The organism is Treponema primitia ZAS-2 (assembly GCF_000214375.1).
GTDB classification, from domain to species: domain Bacteria; phylum Spirochaetota; class Spirochaetia; order Treponematales; family Breznakiellaceae; genus Termitinema; species Termitinema primitia.
This window is the reverse complement of record NC_015578.1, coordinates 1,084,775-1,102,022: the sequence shown is the minus strand read 5'-3', so window position 1 is coordinate 1,102,022 and position 17,248 is coordinate 1,084,775. Positions and strand designations below refer to the sequence as shown.

The following is a 17,248-nucleotide window of genomic DNA, read 5'->3' as shown; positions in this document are numbered from 1 at the left end:
GTTTCCGCCAACTGCCCGTTTCTATGTTACCTAATTTTCCGCTAACTTATTTCCGTAAATGAGACCCGCTGAGCCAGCCCGGATGCGTCGATTTCGAACACCACCACCCCGTCGCCGCGCACGGTTTTGTCGCTGGTAAAATGTTCTCCCTGGTACATATGCGCCAAGTAGGCGTCCACATCGTCGGTCTCTATCTCCTGGACATCCACATCCCGCATCTGGTTTCCCGAACAGGAATTAAAAATCTCCCGGATAAGCTCGTAGCGTTTCTTTCCGGCCCCGGAGGCAGCATTACTGACTGAAATACTGAATGGGCTTATGATGATCGCGTTTTTTACCAGGTCCACGCTTTCCAGCGCACCGGTTACGCTAAGTTCCTGGCCCATCAGGTCGGTGAAGGTTATGGTATCCCCCACCACTTTAATAACGCTGACATATTCGCAGAGCATCTTCCTTGTTCCGTCGCCGCCCAATTCATAGGCCGTGGAAAGACACATTACTTGCCATCCTTGATTAAAGCCAGGGCTTTATCGAGTTTTTCGTTCCCCTTCTGAAAGTCCTTGACCGCTTCGTGGATACTATCCGCAGACTCTGTCTGGCCGGCGTGATAGAGATTGTGCGCCAGGTCACCCAGTTCATCCGCGTGTTCCCGGTTGTGATCCAGCATGTACTTCAGCAAGGTCTTGAGCTTGGCTAAATCGCCGCCGCCCTGACCGTGGACATGTTCATGACTATGGGCATGTTCATGGCTGTGAGTCTGACCATCGCCGTGGGCATGCTCATGTTCGTGACCATGGGTATGTTCATGACTGTGGGTTTGACCGTCACCGTGGGCATGCTCATGTTCGTGGGTATGACCATCGCTGTGGCTATGCTCATGCTCATGGGTATGACCATCACTGTGGCTATGTTCATGCTCGTGGGTATGACCATCGCTGTGACCATGACCATGACCGTGATCATGCTCATGGTCAGCGCCATGGTCATGATCATGGGCGTGAGTATGCCCATGATCGTGGCCGTGGTTTTCGTCTGACATAGACTACAGCTCCAAGTACGAATCGGAGAACAGGGACTGATTCATGATAATATCCGCAGTCTTAATCCCCTGCATCAATTGTTTATCACAGGGATTCACAATAGCGGAGGTAAGGCCGTGGCTGATGCACATGGCAACCATGAAGGAATCCACGATGGGACGCAAGGTCTTGGGCATCATGTTGGACACATTGGAAAGCCCACCGGTGGAGTTAAAGCCCTGTTCGGCAAGCCAGCTGATGAACTGCAATGTCTCCTGCTGTTTTTCCTGCATACCCTTGATAACCAGGAAGAGCGGGTCAAACCACAAATCTGCAGCATCCATGCCCAGGTTCATGCCGTATTCCAGCATTTCCAGAACATAGCCCTGGCGCTCTTCGTTGTCCGAAGGAACACCGGCTTTCGATGCCAGGGCAATAACGATAGCGTCATTGGCCGCCGCAACGTCAATGTAGGAAATACGATCCCCCGCATCGGCGGAGTTGACAATGGGCTTGCCCTTGGAGCGGTTGTATACCTTGATACCCGCTTCAATGGCCTTTTTGTTCGCCGTATCCAGGGCGATGGGCACATTGTCGAAATTTTCCTGCAGGAGCTTTACGCCCCACTGCATCAGTTCCTCGCCGCCCTTTTCCGCAGGCCCGATATTCAGGTCCAGGTAGGTGGCCCCCGCATCAAGCTGTTCCTTCGCCCGTTTCTTGATAGGCTCGGGATCCCGGGTCTCCATGGCCGCTTTAATCGCCGGAGAAATACAGTGAATACGTTCACCAATTACAATAAATTTACCCATAAATACAATCCTCCAATAAAATTGTGGGTATCGCTAAAAACTTGCTTAGTTTTTAGCGATTTCTTGTTAACCTTTAAAATCTTTGAGATATTTGACTACCCCAACCGCTTCGTTGGGTCCGACCAGGATCTTCCAGCCGGGCAGATTTTCTTCAAGCTCGCCCTTTAGGACGGCAACTTTGCCGGGGATAAGGAGGTTACGGCTCTTCACCTTGCCCTCAACACCCGATTCCTTAAAGAACTTGGAGATGGTACCGGCAGAGAATTTTCCCGCCGCCCAGGAGGTAAGCACCGAATACCCGCCGGCATCGGAGACGATTAGATTTACAGGCACCCCGCTCCGCTCCAGTTCGCCGTTGATAACGAAGTATGAAAGGGCAAAGTCTACGGTGATGGCGCAAATAGAATTTTCGTCCGCGCCGTTGACCGGGTAGATCTTCGGTTCCATCTTCATGGGCTTCTGGGGGTCGGTGTAGATATTCTGCCTGAGGCCGTACAGGGGCAATGCCTGGGCATAGCTCATGTTGCTCAGAATAATGATCGAACCGTATTTCAGGGTAAAGACCGAAGCCAATGCCGTCTGCAGTACATCATCACCCTTGGCAAGTTTGGACAGGTTAACGATGCTGGGATAGCCGAAACTGCGGTCCTGGTCTTTCAGGGCTGCCCGGCGAATCTGCACCGCGTTGGCAAAGGCATCTTTAATGGAGACGGAACCCACGTCGATGACCAGGTTCTTGTTGCCAGCGCCTTCCAGTTTCTGCACCGTGTCGTAGATAACATCCAGGTCTTTCCCGGTAACGCCCAGGACAACCCCGGCTTCGGTGGCGATCTTGTTAAAGGCTTCCCAGTTGGACTCATTGGCCCCGTTGAGGATGGGCTTTTCAGCTTTGACCAGATCCAGGGCAGCCTTGGCGGCATCCGCATCGGACACTTCCAGGATGAGGGTCCGGGCAGCGCCCTGGGCCTTCTTCACGGTGTCAAGGAACTTGGCCTTATCGCCGGAGAATTCCACGTTGATCAGGTCCACGATCATCCGCTCACCGATACGCTCATAGTCAACGGCCTTGATCTTGGGAAGCTTTTCGTCCACACAATCCTGGCACACCGTTACTGCATAGAGGCTCTTGGACACAAAGGTCTTATCATGCCGGAACAGTACGGTCTCGCCGCCAAGCTTGTATACTTTGTCCCCAGCACCGATGGTTAGGGCCTTCATGGGGGGGGCCGAAGCTTCGCTGAGCTGAGCCAGGGCCTCCGCCGAAATGTCAGGGCATTTGTCGATAGTAATCCCGCCCTGAGCTACCTTCATAGCAAAGGCCATACAGGTAGGGTTGCCACATTTCTTGCAATTCGTTTTGGGCAATAATTTAAAGATGTCTAATCCTTTAAGCGCCATTTTTTCTCCTCCTTATACCAATGCCGCAATAAGTTTTGAAACTGCGGCAACCGATGCGGGATGGCGCAGAATAACAGCGTTTGAACCGGCAGCTAAAGCCGCAGAAGCGGTGGCCACTTCCATGGCGATACCCCGTGATTCCCGGGGACCCCAGCCGGCGGGTGCTTCCTCTTCGCTCTTGAATGATTCACCCACGGCCCAGGTCTGTTCCCCTACAGGGGTAATGATGGGCATCTGGAGCTTGTCATCGTTCTGGGTCAGGGCAGCCAGCTTGATCCGGTCCATGGTACTCACTACGTACTCAAAACCGTAACCCGCAGCAGCGGTACCCACGTTCATGGCGATGCTTTCGTGTTTAATCCCCAACTGGGTGATAAGCACGTTGAGCTGTTTGGCCAGGTTGATATCCACCGCAGATTCGGCGGCTATCTTCTGTCCATAGGCCTGAACCGCGCCTACCGCAATACCCTTGTGGTTGTCTTCCTTGGCAGACATGAAGAGCACGTTTTTACCCTGCAGGGCATCGGCGATCTTCACAAAGAGCTGACCGTCTTTTTCGGTGTTTTTGCTGCCCTGAATCACCAGGGGCAAAGTTACCGCAGCGGCCACTTCTTTACAGAGGGCAACGCAGTCTTCGATGGACTTGTTGGCCCCATTGGGGTCGGCGCTTTCAAGCACCAGGCTGATAAAATCGGCGCCGGGAATCGTGCAGGCTTTTTTTGCCACATCAGCGATTTTTTCGGCCCCGGCATAGAATTTGCCCAATTCCGGCAAATCCCGGTTTGGCCCCAGATCAGAAACTTCTACGCCCACCCGGGGAGGGTTCTTGATCTTGTCATCAAAACTGTAGAAGGGGAGTACATTCTCACCCCCCAGGGTAACAGTTTTGTCCCCGGCGCCAATTATCACCTCTTTAATGGTGGCCGGAAATTTCTGCGGAACGCGTTTAAACGACATAACATCTCTCCTTTCTTTGATATGTGTAAATCTCTGTTAAAGCAATGGCGGGATACACCCGCCATTGCTTTTTTTTGCTCATTACATCAGGGGTTCAAGCTGCAGTACCGGGTGTTCCTTTTCGGTCAGGTATTCCACCAATTTTTCCGCGTCCTCGGTAACGGTCTCATCAGCAATTCTGTCCACAAAGTTGTCGATCCCATAGAGGTCCTTGGCAGTTGCGTTAAGCTTGGCAGCCACAAATTCCTTGAGCGCCTTGGGCATCCACACGATACGCGCGGGGCCGCCTTCAGCTGCCATAAACTTCTTGGAACTGATGAACTGCTTGCCGTGGCCCATGAAGCCCGGGGTCTGAACCCCGCCGCCGGTCATGGAGGCCATTTCCGAGAAGGACATCCCCAGGGGGGTCATGCCGGAATGTTCACGGTTAACGATAACCACGCCGTTGGTGGCGGGCTCGATACCGCAGATACATTCGAAACAACCGCAGCTGGTCATGGGATCCTGCATGATAGAATAGAGGGTAACCGCCTGGAGGGAGCCGTGGGAGGCGGTCTGCACCGCTTCGTTCACGTCTTCCCAGATGCCGAGTTTTTCATCCACCACCCGTTCCTTGGTAACAATCTGGCAGGAACCATTGGGGTCGATCTCGTTGGTGGCTTTAGCGTCCAACCAGGACACGGCGCCACAGAGGCCCAGCCGTTCCGGGGTAACCACGCACACGTGGGCCGGGGAGAAGGACTGGCAGAGTATGCAGTTGTAGAAAACTTCCACATTCTCGTCGGTGAGGGACTTAAGCCGGTCATCCCGGACTGCGTAGACTTTGTTTACATCTGCCTTCAGCCGTTTGAGATCTTCCGGCTTGGTGTAGATCTTTACCTGGACCTTGTCGATGATGGCATCGAAGTCGCCCTTAAGCTTGGCATAGAGGATTTCCCCCAAATGCTTTGCCCGGAAACCCGCTGCATAGGAGGCCTTGCTGACCCGGATACGGATAAGGTCCCGCTGCCCGGTGTGCATAACCCCTTCAGCATAGTTCAGGTAGTGGTGGAGCCGGCGTTCAAACACAGGCTCAAAGTCCTTCTGCATGTTCTTACCCGCAACTTCTACCACAATACCCAGGGCCCAGCGGGACCCTTCGGCTACGCTGTCCAAATCCGGCCCGAAAAGTTCGATCTTGTGATCCTCGATCTCGTTGGCTTCTTTGGTATCAACCCATTCGAAACAGTCGCCCTTGGAACCATCAATATCCACGTGCATATCAGCCCGGCGGATAATTTCGCCTTCGAAGGCGGTGGAGAAGGCTACGGGGATGTCAACCTTGGTAACCTTGATCTTGATATCCCGGGCTTCCAGGGAGGTTTCGATCCAGTCTTTGGTATCCTTCTGGATGATCAGGCTCTTCGGTACGGGCCACACGTCCTTGGTGGAGTTGGTGATAACCGGGAAACCCATGGCAATGGCGCCGCCGCCGTAAGCTACAGTCAGATCCGGCAAGGGGTCATAGGCGTTTACAAAGGCCCGGATACGCTTAAAGGTATAATCGTCAAATTCTTCCTGATCTCCGGGCTGGACATTGCCAAAGATCATGGCGGCCCGGTTTACCAGAGAAATAATGTGGGCCACGTGCCAGAGTTCCGGCCCTACAGGGACAACGCGGACCGAGAAGTTCATGTTCAGCTTCATCCGTTTGGCCTGATCGATGACCCCGCCAATGAGGAACACGAAGATGGCCCGGGACTGGTATCCCTTGATCAGCTCAGCCGCTTCCTCATCCGAGGGGGCAGGACCGATGATGACCACGAATCCGGGAATGTCCCCGGTTACCAGGGGTACCCCGAGTTCACGCACTTCGGCGTCACTCATGTGGCCCCAGTATTCCCGGTTGTCGCCCTCACCGTAAGGGGTGGGGCTTTTGGCGTATTTACAGGCTTCAACAACTTCGCCTGCGAGCACCGTGCCGAAGCCGGTTTTAAAGGCATCGCCCAGGCGCTGGTTGCGGGGCATCCAGTTAGCTTTAGTCTCGTCAAAAGCAGCCTTGAGTTCACCCAGGGTGGTAATCTTCTTACCCAGATAGGCCAGATGATTGGCGAGAAAATACGCCGTGTTGGGCATGGCCAGGGGGGCAGATGGCCCCAGTTCTTTCAGGGTCTCATTCAGTGTCTTTTCGGCTACTGCCACCATTTCGTCGGCACCGTCAAAAACCCGGTTAAATAATAATTTCATAAAGCACCTCTCCTTCAGGATTTATGTGCCGCATACCCTGCGGCAAATAACGCCGCGGTTTACCGCAACGTTTCACTTCGCCGCATCAATGCGTTCCTTGATCTTCATGATCTCGGCTTTTGCCTTCCCGCTGGTATCATAGGGCGATACCCCCCGGCGGTCGGCGTCTATAATTTCTTCGTTGTAAGAGATGAACCCGAAAAGATCCTCAGCAGGAATACGGGCTTTGAGGTATTCCTCATCGTCCTTGCTCCGGACCTTACTGGCCACCACGCTTACAGCCATAACTCCCAGGTCAGCGGCCAGGGATTTTACTTTGTGATAGGTCTGGATACTCCGTTCACCCGGCTCGATTACCACGATGAACCGGTCCACCATTCCTGCGGTGCCCCGGCCCAGGTGTTCAAGCCCGGCCTCCATATCCATGATAACCACCTCGTCCCTGGCTACCACCAGGTGGGAGATGACCCTCTTGACCATCACATGTTCAGGGCACACGCAGCCACCGCCTCCGGTTTCCACAGTACCCATCACCAGAAACTTAACCCCGTTTTTCTCCCGGGCGAATAATTCGGGTATGTCGTCTACCTTGGGGTTGATCTTGAAGAACTTCCCAAAGGTATCCTTGTTTGACCCGGTACGCTCGGCGATAAGGTCGCTCATTTTGGAGATGGGGGTGATGGCCGCCACTTCCTCCTCGGTAAACCCGAGGGCTAAGCCCAGATTGGCATCGGGATCCACATCTACCGCCAGAACCGTTCGATTCTCGGCAGCATACAGCCGCGCTAATACCGCAGCCAAAGTGGTCTTCCCGACGCCTCCCTTTCCGGTGATCGCAATCTTCATCAGATACCCAAACCAGCCCGTTTTTTCTCAAGCCCGTCAAGTATTGATTTAACCAGTTCATGGGGATCCGTGTTGATGATGTATCCGGCCCCGGTGATCTTCCTGGTACCTTCGGTAATCAGTTCCATCATCTGGGAGCTTCCCTTAACCTGGGGCTCAATGCCCAGGTATACGTCAAGCCCGGTGGACACTACGTAGTTGGCGATGGATACCGCCTTCTCGCTCATCCATTCCGGCGCACAGCCTACGACGGGGATCTGGGTGGTATCAACCCCCCAGTCCTTGGCTATGCCCGTTGCCAGGAGCATCATGCGGCTGATATCGACGCAGGCGCCCATGTGGAGGATCGGCGGAATGTCGACCAGTTCACAGACCCGGCGGAGACCGGCGCCGCAGAGGTACTTAGCTTCCTTCTGGAGCAGTCCTGCCTTGGTTGCCAACTGGGCGGCGCATCCTGTGGCTACGATAAGCACATCGTTTGCCAGGAGTTCCTTCATGATTTCAAAGTGGGAATAGTCGGCCCGTACCCGGGGGTTATTGCAACCCACAATGGCTACTGCGCCCCGGAGAACACCGGCTTTAATGGCATCAATGGCCGGCCGGTAGGAGCCTAATTCGTCCACATGGCTATTGGCGACCCCATCCAGATGCTTGATGATCTGTTCGCAGGGATAACCTACGGTAGCCTTCTGCTTGGTGTCAGGAATATAGACCTTCGACGCATCCCGGTTCTGGAAGTTGTCAATCGCCATCTTGATGATTTCCTTAGCCTGCTCAAAGGCAGTTTCGGGCTTAAATTCGATATAGATCGAGCCGGGAATCCGGGCGATGGGGGAACTGGTAACGAATTTGGTGTGGTAGCATTCGGTCAGCACGGAAAGAGCGGGGAAGATACACTGTACGTCCACGCACATCATTTCCACCACACCGGTGAGGACCACGTTTTCCTGCTGGAGGAAGTTGCCCGCCATGCGGACCCCGTGGCGCATGGCCACTTCATTGGCGGTACAGCAGAGGCCTACCAGGTTGATGCCCTTGGCGCCCTTGCTCTTGGCGTAATCGATCAGCTCTTTAAGCTCTCCGGCGGTTACCACCATTTCCGAGAAGGCCGGATCATGGCCGTGGACCACGATATTGACATAGTCCTTCTCCAGAACGCCCAGATTGCCTTCGGTATTCCATACCGTGGGGGTACCAAACAGGATATCGGTGATTTCCGTACCCAGCATGGAGCCGCCCCAGCCGTTGGAAAGGGAGGTCCGCAGACCCTGGTGAAGCAAAGCTGCCGCATCGGCGCTGTTTCCCATATTGGTCATATGCATGGAGGTGGCGATTTCCCGGTCAATAGCCCGGGGTTCAATGTCCTGTTCCTTCCATACTTTCTGCCGCTCCGGGGTGGCCCGGCTGATAAAACGCAGGGTACCGAAGCTTTTCCCGAATTCCGCAAGCCCCACTTCGGCGACTTCGTGGGCTACATCATAGATATCGCGGCCATCTACCGCAACACCCCATTCTTTGGCCAGTTTGATAAGCTTCTGCTCATCCCGCACCTGGTAATTACCGTCACGGCTGGCGCTGTGCAGCACGTGAAGGATCTCACGGGCATGATCCGAGTGGGCGGAAGTACCAGCCGCTATGGTGCGGAGGTAATTTCTGCCCGCTATGGCATGGGCATCGGCGCCGCAGACGCCCCTGGAAGCCTTGGCGGTAATCCGGCAAGGTCCCATGGAACAGTTTTTGCAGCAAATCCCGTCTTCCCCAAATTTGCAATGGGGGGTCTGGTTCTTAGCCCGATCCTGCCAGGTTTCGGCATGCACAAAGGTTGCCATTTCCTTCAACTTGGCGGTTACGGTTTCCATTTGTTCAATGGTAGTAAAATTCTCCAATGTTCTCACTATAAGCCTCCTCTCAACTAAATAATCCCTAACAGGATCTATAGTAACAGCGAATTTAAAAAAAGTAAACTGTAAATATTTATAAATGTTCCAAATATTGATATTTTTTTATCGAATTAGCCTTCAAAGTCCTCATTTTTTCATCCCCTTGAACCTCCTGATTACCACTTCCCCCACCACCGCCATATCTTCGGCGGTAAAGGCAAAGACAAAATTATCATCGAATAGTATCTGGGCTGAGGGGGGAAACTCCTCGTCCCCTGCCCAGATCAAAACACTCATAAACAGGCCGCTGATAAATTCAAACCGGTACCCGACATCCCCCTTGTCCAGGGCTTCTGCCCGGAGTCCCGGCGCCGCTTCAACTATCTGACGAAAACCCTCTAAATCGTTCCCAAAGGTAAATGCCAGCCGTTTAAGGCAGCGCCCCTCGAAGTTGCGGTAGTAGGTCTGGCCCCAGGGCACCTCGTTATACGAAAGCTGCTTGCCCCGGCTTGCAAAGAACTTCCCCTCGCAAAGATACCTCAAAAGAAGGATCTTTTCATAAGGATCAGTTACAAGCTTACCGGCGTCATCCTGAAGCTCAAATTCCGGGTAAAGAGCCTTATATTCGGTCCCCAGGAGGCGGATAGGGAAAGCCCCCTCCCCTTCTCCGGTTTTTTCATATACAAGACCGCAACGCTCCCCTATCTCCAAAGGGTCCCGGGTACGGTAAAGTCCCTGATAATGGGCCAGGGGGACCCCCTCTTTCTGGTTTTTTATCTCCGTCCTGGCGCCTCCGGCAAGGGCCGCCATGGTTCCCCCGGCCCGACCCTGTTCATCACTCAAAAAGGGCTCCGTTGGTATGGGGCAGGAAACAGGCCGCCACAAATTCGTCCATATAGCCCGGGTGGGATGACAGTTCCAGGTAGGTAATGCCCTGGCTGATTTCGGTCACCTTGGCGGCGGCCCCGGCGGAGCTGACCATGGCGTAGGCTCCGGACAGGGAGGTATTGCCGATATAGTGGTATTTCTCCACCGGGATCTTGGGGAACATGCCGATACGGATCGCCTTTTCCACATTGATACCGCTGCCTATGCCCCCGGCCACGTAGACTTCCTCAATGGCGTCAACAGAAAAGTCCATGATTGCCAGCATGGACCTGATGGCGGAGAAAATCGCCCCCTTGGCCCGGATAAAGCTGTCAATATCCACCTCGTTCAGGGAGACATCGGCTCCGGTAACGCTGTCCGCCCCAAAAGCCAGGATGTAGCTGGCGGCGCCGTATTCGTCATGGCTGATCCGCTTCCCTTCCTTGATGATTTTCCCCTTGGCATTGATGATCCCACAGCGGAAAAGCTCCCCGATGGCGTCGATGAGCCCGGAACCGCAGAGCCCCGCAGCCTTCTGGCCCGGAGGCCCGATGATGGTCAGGGCAGGTTCCATGGTTTCCGCGTCAATGGAGCAGGCTTCTACGGCCCCGTCGGTGGCCCGCATACCGCAGCTGATGTCCCCGCCCTCAAAGGCAGGACCGGCGGAACAGGCGCAGGACATGAGGAGCTCCGAATTACCGAAGACCAGTTCCCCGTTGGTTCCCAGGTCTACGAAAAGGGAAAAAGTGTCTTTCTTGTAAATACCCGAAGAGAGGACCCCGGCGGTGATGTCCCCACCCACATAGCTGCCTATACTGGGGGCCAGCAGTACCTCGGCATCAGGGTTAAGGTTCAGACCCAGGTCGATGCTGCGGTACTTGGCAGTTTGAAAAAAAGTGGGCACATAGGGTTCCAGCCGGAGATAGTCTGCGTAGACCCCGGTAAAAAGGTGGGTCATGGTGGTATTGGCCGCCACCACCGCCCGGTAGATGCCCTCAGTGGGGATCCCCGCTTTGGTACAAATACCCTGGATCAGGGGAAGTATACATTCCTCAACCACTGCCCGCCGCAGCCGTTCCAGGCCGCCTTTCTTTGTACTGGCAATAATGCGGCTTATCACATCCGCACCAAAGCGGATCTGTCCGTTCCCGCCGGAAGCCCCTGCCAGGAGTTTCCCGGTCCTGAGGTCCGTGAGCACCATGGCTACCGAGGTGGTACCAATGTCCACCGCCAGACCCGGCAATACCGGCTCGGCGCCCGGGGGGAGTATATCCAGGATCAGGTCTCGGGAGGGAACTGCCGGATCCCGGTCTTCCCCCTTTCTAAGGACACATATAATAGAAAAATCTGATTCCCGCAGGGTCTGTGGGAGCTTTCGCAGGGCAAAGATGCTAAGTTCAGCCTCCCGGCCACTCGTTTCGGCGTACTTAGCCAAGAGCCGCTCACGATCCGCCATGGCGTCATCCATAGCCGGAGGCGCCAGGCTGAGGGCAATCGTTTCCAGGCCGCTGTCCCCCCGGAAGCCCATCTCGTCCATATCCTTGCCCAGGGCCTCAAAAGCCGCCCGTTCCCGGCCTTCGCTGAGGTCAGTTACCTTCATGCGGTTTTTGAACGCCCCGGCTGAGGGGGGCACTTCCAGGGTCAAGTCGGAGATAACCTTAATACCGCAGGCCAGCCGCCAACCAGCGGCATAATCCTCGGGGCTGATTTGGCGGGGAACCGCCCCTTCGGCGGCCCCTTCGGCGAGCCTGACCCGGCATTTGCCGCAGGTCCCGTTCCCCGAACAGGGGGCATCGATATCAATCCCGGCCTTGCGGGCAGTTTCGAGAAGGGTCTCCCCCTCAGGGGCAAGGGCGGAAAGGGTCTCTCCACCCTCAATGGCAAAAGTTATCCGATACTCTTTGTTACCCATTCTTTGCTACCCATATCGTTATTATTTTATCTAATGTAACCCGTATTATGGGCTGCTGTCAACCATTTTTTTGGGGGAATTTGCGGAAGCCGGAAGTTCCGCCCACTGCACCAAATTATCCCGCAGGAGCACTGTGTCAAAAACCGAAACAAAGCGGCGTATGTCCACGGGGTTTTTGCGGTAGGAAGCATTGGAGCCGATGGCGGAAAACCACTGCTCAAAGCTGGATTCCCGGCCCATCCTGCCGTAGCCCACGGCGGTTTTCGCACAGCCCAGGTCCTTTGCGGCGCTGATCCAGTCATTGAGATCGTCCTGAAAATCGCTGATGATAAAAAAGCTGGAGCGTTCGTTGAGGTACCGTTTACAATATTCGATACCAGCCCCCAGCATGGTGCCACCCCCGGAGCTGATCTCCCTAATGCCCGCCAGGCTTGTGTCTGAGCAGAGGCTGTCGGACCAGCAGACCAGGCGGCTTATATGCTTGTTAAAGGCCCCCTCGGCCTGCATGATGGTATGGATAACCCGCCGTACAAAGCCCGCAGGAACGCTGCCTGAAACATCCAGGAGTATACAGATATTGTTCAGGTTGTAGTTTTCAACCCGGTAGCGCCGGGGAATGAGGATGTCACCGAATCTATTCCGGTTAATATTGTAGAGTATGTCCGTGTGAAGCCGGTTCCGTTTCAGCAGGAGACTCCGTTCCCGCAGTATCCGTACCAGGTCTTTAACGTTATTTAGCTCAGTAACCGTATTGACCGATTTGGTATCAGAAAAGTTATCGGTTCTTCCGTGCTTGATAATCTCCGGTTCATAGGCAGCGTTACTGTCCGCATCGGCGGCGGTTTTCCGGGTTTCCTGGATGTCCTGAATACGCCGCTCAGCGGCCTGCATGGCGTTATAGCTAGCAATGTCGCTGGACTTTATTTTTTGCCCCGGCCCATCACCGATGTGGTCCAAAAAAAAGTTCAGCTCCGTGCAGAGGAAGCTCATGTAGCTCATCCAGTCCAGGCCTTCGGGCCACCCGTCCCGGGGGAAAACAAAGCCCTCCAGCACACCCCGGGGGGCGGACGAATTGACCCCCCGGTCAGCGCTAAAAAGCTTGGAGTTGATCTCCATGGCCTGGGCGATATCGGAAAAGCGGTTGTAAATGTAAGTGGCATAGCTTCCCAGTTTGGAGGTCAAATTCCGTTCTGGGGGAAGACGGTTCAGGAAGGTATGGAGGTTGCGGCGGAAAAATTCCTCGAACTGCTGGCGGTGGGTCCGGGGACGGGTAAAGTGGTTAAAGAGTATATGCCCCTTTTCATGAAGGTCCCGGACCATAAACGTCGGATGGTCAGCTTTTCTGTCGATATAAATGCAGTACTCTCCCCGCATGGCCCGGTAGGAAAAACTGACCGGAACATTCGGCATCAGGGCTGCCATGGGCGCGTCAATATAACTGATACGGATATTGAGCCGCTCCAGATGTTTGTTGGTTTCCCGGTATAGGGCCGGTTCCCAGGAACCTTCCATGGTCAGATGTTTTTCATCATGAGCTGGGCCGCCTCGTCCCGGCAGGGCCCGTAGGCGTCACGGATACTGCGCAGCAGGCTGAGTGCGCCATGCCCGCCGCCGACTTGGTCCCCGGCGGTTTCAATTGGTACACCCTTCTGCTCGTCCTCAATGATGCCGATGAGGTAGTCCAGGCGCTGCATATCGTTGGAAAAGGTGTAGAGGTCCGCCTTATTGTGGTTGATGCGCTGGTGCAGCCGTTCTATATCTCCGGGACTTATGCCGTAGGCGGTGCCTATGTGAGAGGCCAGGGCTTCCAGGTTCGGGTCCAGGAGTTCCTGGAGCACCGAAGATTCGTGGAAGAGAACCCATTCGTTGATGGCATCGGCAGCGCTCTTCCCCGTAAAGTCCAGGGCTGCAGACAGATCGCTTGATGCGCTTTCCAGGGCGCCCGGACTATCCCGGGATGCGAGAATTCCGTAGAGCCGCCGGTATAGGGTTTCTGCGTTTTTCAGGTAGGCTTTGCGCTGGGTATCAGTAAAAGTGTTGGTCCCCAGCCCTATGAGGCCGAAAACCATGTTGAGTATGGCGGCGCCGTGTTCTTCGATAGTCAGGCCCTTGCGGAGGAAGGAAAGCGTAACCTTGTGCAGGTACCAGAGGGTGCGGCCGGAGATGAAATTGTACACATACCGGGAATCGTCGTCGTACATGGTATTGTAAACCTGGTTGTTGATGTCCATGGTGTAGATCAGGTCCTTGTCCATGTCCCGGTTGTCTTCCTCGAAAGAACGGAACAGGGTCCTGAACATCATCTTTAAGCCGTCCCGGAGATAGTCCCGCTGCCAGGGGGTAATTTCCTTTTCCTCAAAGACAACCAGGTCTTTTACAAGCTCCGCCTCATCCTGGAGAAATTCATCCAGAAAAGCATCATTACTGTCGTAGGACAGGTTTATTAAACAGAAGCGGTTGAGTATGGGGGCCATGATGTTGAACTGGAAGGGGATATTCTGCTTGTAGTTTGCTGCGGCGATCACCAGGGTTGATTCCGGCAGGGTCCGGCCGTTTCCGATTTTCCGCTCAAACACCAATTGGAGCAAAGCGCCCTGAACGTTTTCCTGGGCGGTGCTTAACTCGTCCAGAAACAGTACCGAAGGCACCTGCCTGCTTTCCTGTTCCAGGATATTCCGGTACCAGTGGGGGGGAAGGAGTTCCAGGTAATGCTCGCCGGTTTCACGGTCCTCGGCGCGGACCTGAAAACCCAGGATTTCCTCCTGGGAAAAGCGTGAGCCGATCAACGTTTCTATATGGTAATTGTTACGTCTGGCCCAGTTGTACACCACGGTTGATTTTGCAAGCCCCGGATTGGCCATGAGCAAAATAGGGACCTGGCTGTCCCGGGTAATCTCGATGGCTATTTCGATCCGGTCACGGATCCGGTTGATGCCCTTCATTACCCCATGCTACAGGCTGGGCAGGAAAGGGTCAATGGTTTTTCCGCAGCGCCCTGATTTCCCCAGGGCTTAAAAAAAGCCCAAGATGTTTCCACCCTGGGCTTTGCCTACATCGTCTCTTCTTTACCCTGACACGCCTTCCCGTGCTACGCTGATGAACATCTTGTTCCGTAAATCCGCCAAGGTCTTGTTCACATCGTCCCAGGCCGCTTTTTGATCCGGAAGTTTTTCCACCTTGCAGGCGCAGTACTTGTATTCCGGGGTCTTGCTGATGGGGTCCAGGGTGCTGTTGGTCAGTTCGTTACAGGCGCCGACCCACCACTGGTAGGTCATATACACCGCGCCCTTCTTGACCCGGGAAGTAATATTGGCCCGGGTAATAACTGAGCCGCGTTTTGAGCTTATCCTGACAAGTTCCTGGTGTTTTATACCGAGCTTTTCCGCATCCCGCGCCGAAATCTGTACCCAGCCTGGCTCGTCCTCAAGGTTGCGGAGGGTCCGGCAGTTGCCGGTCATGGTGCGCACCGAATAGTGGCCCACTTCGCGGACCGTGCACAGGGTAAGGGGATACTCATTGTTTTCCAGCTCCTGGGGTGGCCGCCATTCGGTGGCGAAAAAGTTGGCCTTCCCATCGGCATTGGCGAACTTGCCGTCCTTGTGCAGGTAGACTGTGCCCAAATCGTTCGGTCCCTTGTCCCGGCAGGGCCACTGGATGGAGAGGTTCTTTTCGAGCTTCTCGTCGGTGGCGCCGGCAAAGCTGGGGCAAAGATCGATCAGTTCGTTCCAGATTTCCACGGTGTTGTTATATTTCATGGGGTAGCCCATGGCGGTGGAAATCAAGCTGATGATTTCCCAGTCGTTCTTCACATCCCCTGAGGGCTCAATGACCTTGCGGGCCTTCTGAAAACCCCGGTCGCAGCAGGAAAAGACCGAGTCATGTTCGCACCAGCCTGTGGCCGGCAGCAGGACATCGGCGTACTGGCCGGTTTTGTTCATATAAATGTCCTGCATCACCACAAAGTCGCATTTTTCCAGGGACTCCCGCACTTCCGCCGAATCCGGGTCGGACTGGACCGGGTCTTCACCCATGATGTAATAGGCGTGGATTTGCTTGGTGGGGTCCTTTTCGTGCAGCACATGGTGGGGCACCACGGTCAGGGTGATGCCGGGCTTGTCAGACAGTTTGACACCCCAGGCTTTTTCGAATTTTTCCTGTATCGCCGGGACGGCAACGCTTTGGTAGCCGGGATACACGTTGGGCAAGGCGCCCATATCGCAGGCGCCCTGGACATTGTTCTGGCCCCGCACCGGGCCAATGCCCGTGGAGGGGCGGCCCAGGTTGCCGGTCATGATAGCCAGGTTGGCCAGGCCCTTGACCACATCCACAGCCTGCCCGAACTGGCAGACACCCATGCCGTAGAGGATCATGGAGCGGCCGCTAGTGGCATACATACGGGCAGCTGCCCTGATGTCCTCAGCGGGAATCTGGGTCTGGGCGGCCACGCTTTCGGGGGTGTATTTCTTTACAATTTCCTTAAACTCGTCAAATCCATTGGCGTGCTGTTCTATAAAGTTATAGTCGCAGAGCCCTTCTTCCAGGATGACATTGGCCAGGGCGTTGACCAAGAGGAGATTTGAGCCGCCTTTCAGTTGGAGGTGCATATCCGCAATGCGGGCGGTTTCGATAATCCGGGGATCCACGCAGATTATCTTGGCGCCCTTCTCCTTGGCGCGCACAATGCGGCGGGCAACTATGGGGTGGGAATCGGCGCCGTTATAGCCGAAAACAAATAAGAGAGATGCATCTTCTATTTCAGGCACTCCCATGGTCATAGCGCCTGAACCTAGTGAATACTGTAGACCCGCTACAGAAGGAGCGTGTCATATACGCGCGCAGTGGTCGACATTGTTAGTGCCCACCGCTGCGCGCATGAATTTTTGCATGATATAGTTGGACTCGTTGCCCGAGCCCCGGGCCGAGCCGGTGCCCATAATGGAGTTGGGGCCGTATTTTGCCTTGATTTCCATGAGCCGGCCCGCGGTATAGGCAATGGCTTCGTCCCATTCCACCTCTTCCAGAGGGCTATTTTTGCCGCCCTTGCGCATCATGGGCTTGGTGAGCCTTTTAGAAATAATCTGGGGGTCGTTGAGGTAATCCCAGCCGTACCAGCCCTTCAGGCACGCCGTGCCCTCGTTGGTTCTGCCTTGAACGGGATGCACATCGAGGATCTTGTTCACATCCTGGTCTACCGTAAACAATAGCTGGCAACCGGCGCCGCAATACGCGCAGGTGGTCTGGACTTCTTTTACCGCCATATCTTCTTCTCCTATAAGGAATTAACGCCCTTTAGGGCTCTGCGCTCAGCATTAACACCTTATATAATACCATAGG

At 54.7% G+C, this 17,248-nt stretch carries 14 protein-coding genes; 1 reads left to right on the top strand and 13 read right to left on the bottom strand.

Going from position 1 to position 17,248, the window contains the following annotated elements; translation table 11 throughout:
* Positions 1-41: 41 nt before the first annotated feature.
* Positions 42-497, bottom strand: a complete 456-nt coding sequence (locus TREPR_RS04930; protein ID WP_015707195.1) for a CooT family nickel-binding protein — start codon at positions 495-497, stop codon at positions 42-44.
* Positions 497-679: a DUF8180 domain-containing protein gene (locus TREPR_RS18395; RefSeq protein WP_148257237.1), complete on the bottom strand. Its 183-nt coding sequence runs from the start codon at positions 677-679 to the stop codon at positions 497-499. The genes TREPR_RS04930 and TREPR_RS18395 overlap by 1 nt, the downstream gene beginning before the upstream one ends.
* 66 nt (positions 680-745) lie before the next feature.
* Here TREPR_RS18395 and TREPR_RS04925 point away from each other — a divergent pair, with 66 nt between their 5' ends.
* Positions 746-1,036, top strand: a complete 291-nt coding sequence (locus TREPR_RS04925; RefSeq protein ID WP_148257236.1) for a hypothetical protein — start codon at positions 746-748, stop codon at positions 1,034-1,036.
* Between the two features lie 6 nt (positions 1,037-1,042).
* Here TREPR_RS04925 and acsE read toward each other — a convergent pair whose 3' ends face one another.
* From acsE to fdhF, 11 genes are all read right to left on the bottom strand, one after another.
* Entirely contained in the window at positions 1,043-1,828 is a 786-nt protein-coding gene (acsE, locus tag TREPR_RS04920) for a carbon monoxide dehydrogenase/acetyl-CoA synthase methytransferase subunit (RefSeq protein ID WP_015707192.1), read from the bottom strand.
* Between the two features lie 66 nt (positions 1,829-1,894).
* Positions 1,895-3,226 (bottom strand): acetyl-CoA decarbonylase/synthase complex subunit gamma, encoded by a 1,332-nt coding sequence (acsC, locus tag TREPR_RS04915; protein ID WP_015707191.1) that lies wholly within the window; start codon positions 3,224-3,226, stop codon positions 1,895-1,897.
* A gap of 12 nt (positions 3,227-3,238) precedes the next feature.
* Complete coding sequence (gene acsD / locus TREPR_RS04910) at positions 3,239-4,183, bottom strand: acetyl-CoA decarbonylase/synthase complex subunit delta (RefSeq protein ID WP_015707190.1); 945 nt, start codon at positions 4,181-4,183, stop codon at positions 3,239-3,241.
* An 81-nt stretch (positions 4,184-4,264) separates the two neighbouring features.
* Positions 4,265-6,409 carry an acetyl-CoA decarbonylase/synthase complex subunit alpha/beta gene (gene acsB / locus TREPR_RS04905; RefSeq protein ID WP_015707189.1) on the bottom strand — a complete coding sequence of 715 codons (2,145 nt, stop codon included), beginning with the start codon at positions 6,407-6,409 and terminating at the stop codon, positions 4,265-4,267.
* A 72-nt stretch (positions 6,410-6,481) separates the two neighbouring features.
* Positions 6,482-7,255: an ATP-binding protein gene (locus TREPR_RS04900; RefSeq protein WP_015707188.1), complete on the bottom strand. Its 774-nt coding sequence runs from the start codon at positions 7,253-7,255 to the stop codon at positions 6,482-6,484.
* Positions 7,255-9,150, bottom strand: a complete 1,896-nt coding sequence (cooS, locus tag TREPR_RS04895) for an anaerobic carbon-monoxide dehydrogenase catalytic subunit (protein WP_015707187.1) — start codon at positions 9,148-9,150, stop codon at positions 7,255-7,257. Before cooS ends, TREPR_RS04900 begins: the two co-directional genes overlap by 1 nt.
* A gap of 132 nt (positions 9,151-9,282) precedes the next feature.
* Positions 9,283-9,978, bottom strand: a complete 696-nt coding sequence (locus TREPR_RS04890; RefSeq protein WP_015707186.1) for a DUF3786 domain-containing protein — start codon at positions 9,976-9,978, stop codon at positions 9,283-9,285.
* Complete coding sequence (gene acsV, locus TREPR_RS04885) at positions 9,971-11,914, bottom strand: corrinoid activation/regeneration protein AcsV (protein ID WP_015707185.1); 1,944 nt, start codon at positions 11,912-11,914, stop codon at positions 9,971-9,973. Before acsV ends, TREPR_RS04890 begins: the two co-directional genes overlap by 8 nt.
* Positions 11,915-11,959: 45 nt before the next feature.
* A complete protein-coding gene (locus TREPR_RS04880; protein WP_015707184.1) occupies positions 11,960-13,426 on the bottom strand; it encodes a vWA domain-containing protein in 1,467 nt (488 codons plus the stop codon).
* Positions 13,427-13,428: 2 nt separating this feature from the next.
* Complete coding sequence (locus TREPR_RS04875) at positions 13,429-14,856, bottom strand: AAA family ATPase (RefSeq protein ID WP_015707183.1); 1,428 nt, start codon at positions 14,854-14,856, stop codon at positions 13,429-13,431.
* Positions 14,857-14,979: 123 nt separating this feature from the next.
* On the bottom strand, positions 14,980-17,172 hold the full coding sequence (gene fdhF / locus TREPR_RS19095) for a formate dehydrogenase subunit alpha (protein WP_081468636.1): 2,193 nt from the start codon (positions 17,170-17,172) through the stop codon (positions 14,980-14,982).
* Positions 17,173-17,248 lie beyond the last annotated feature (76 nt).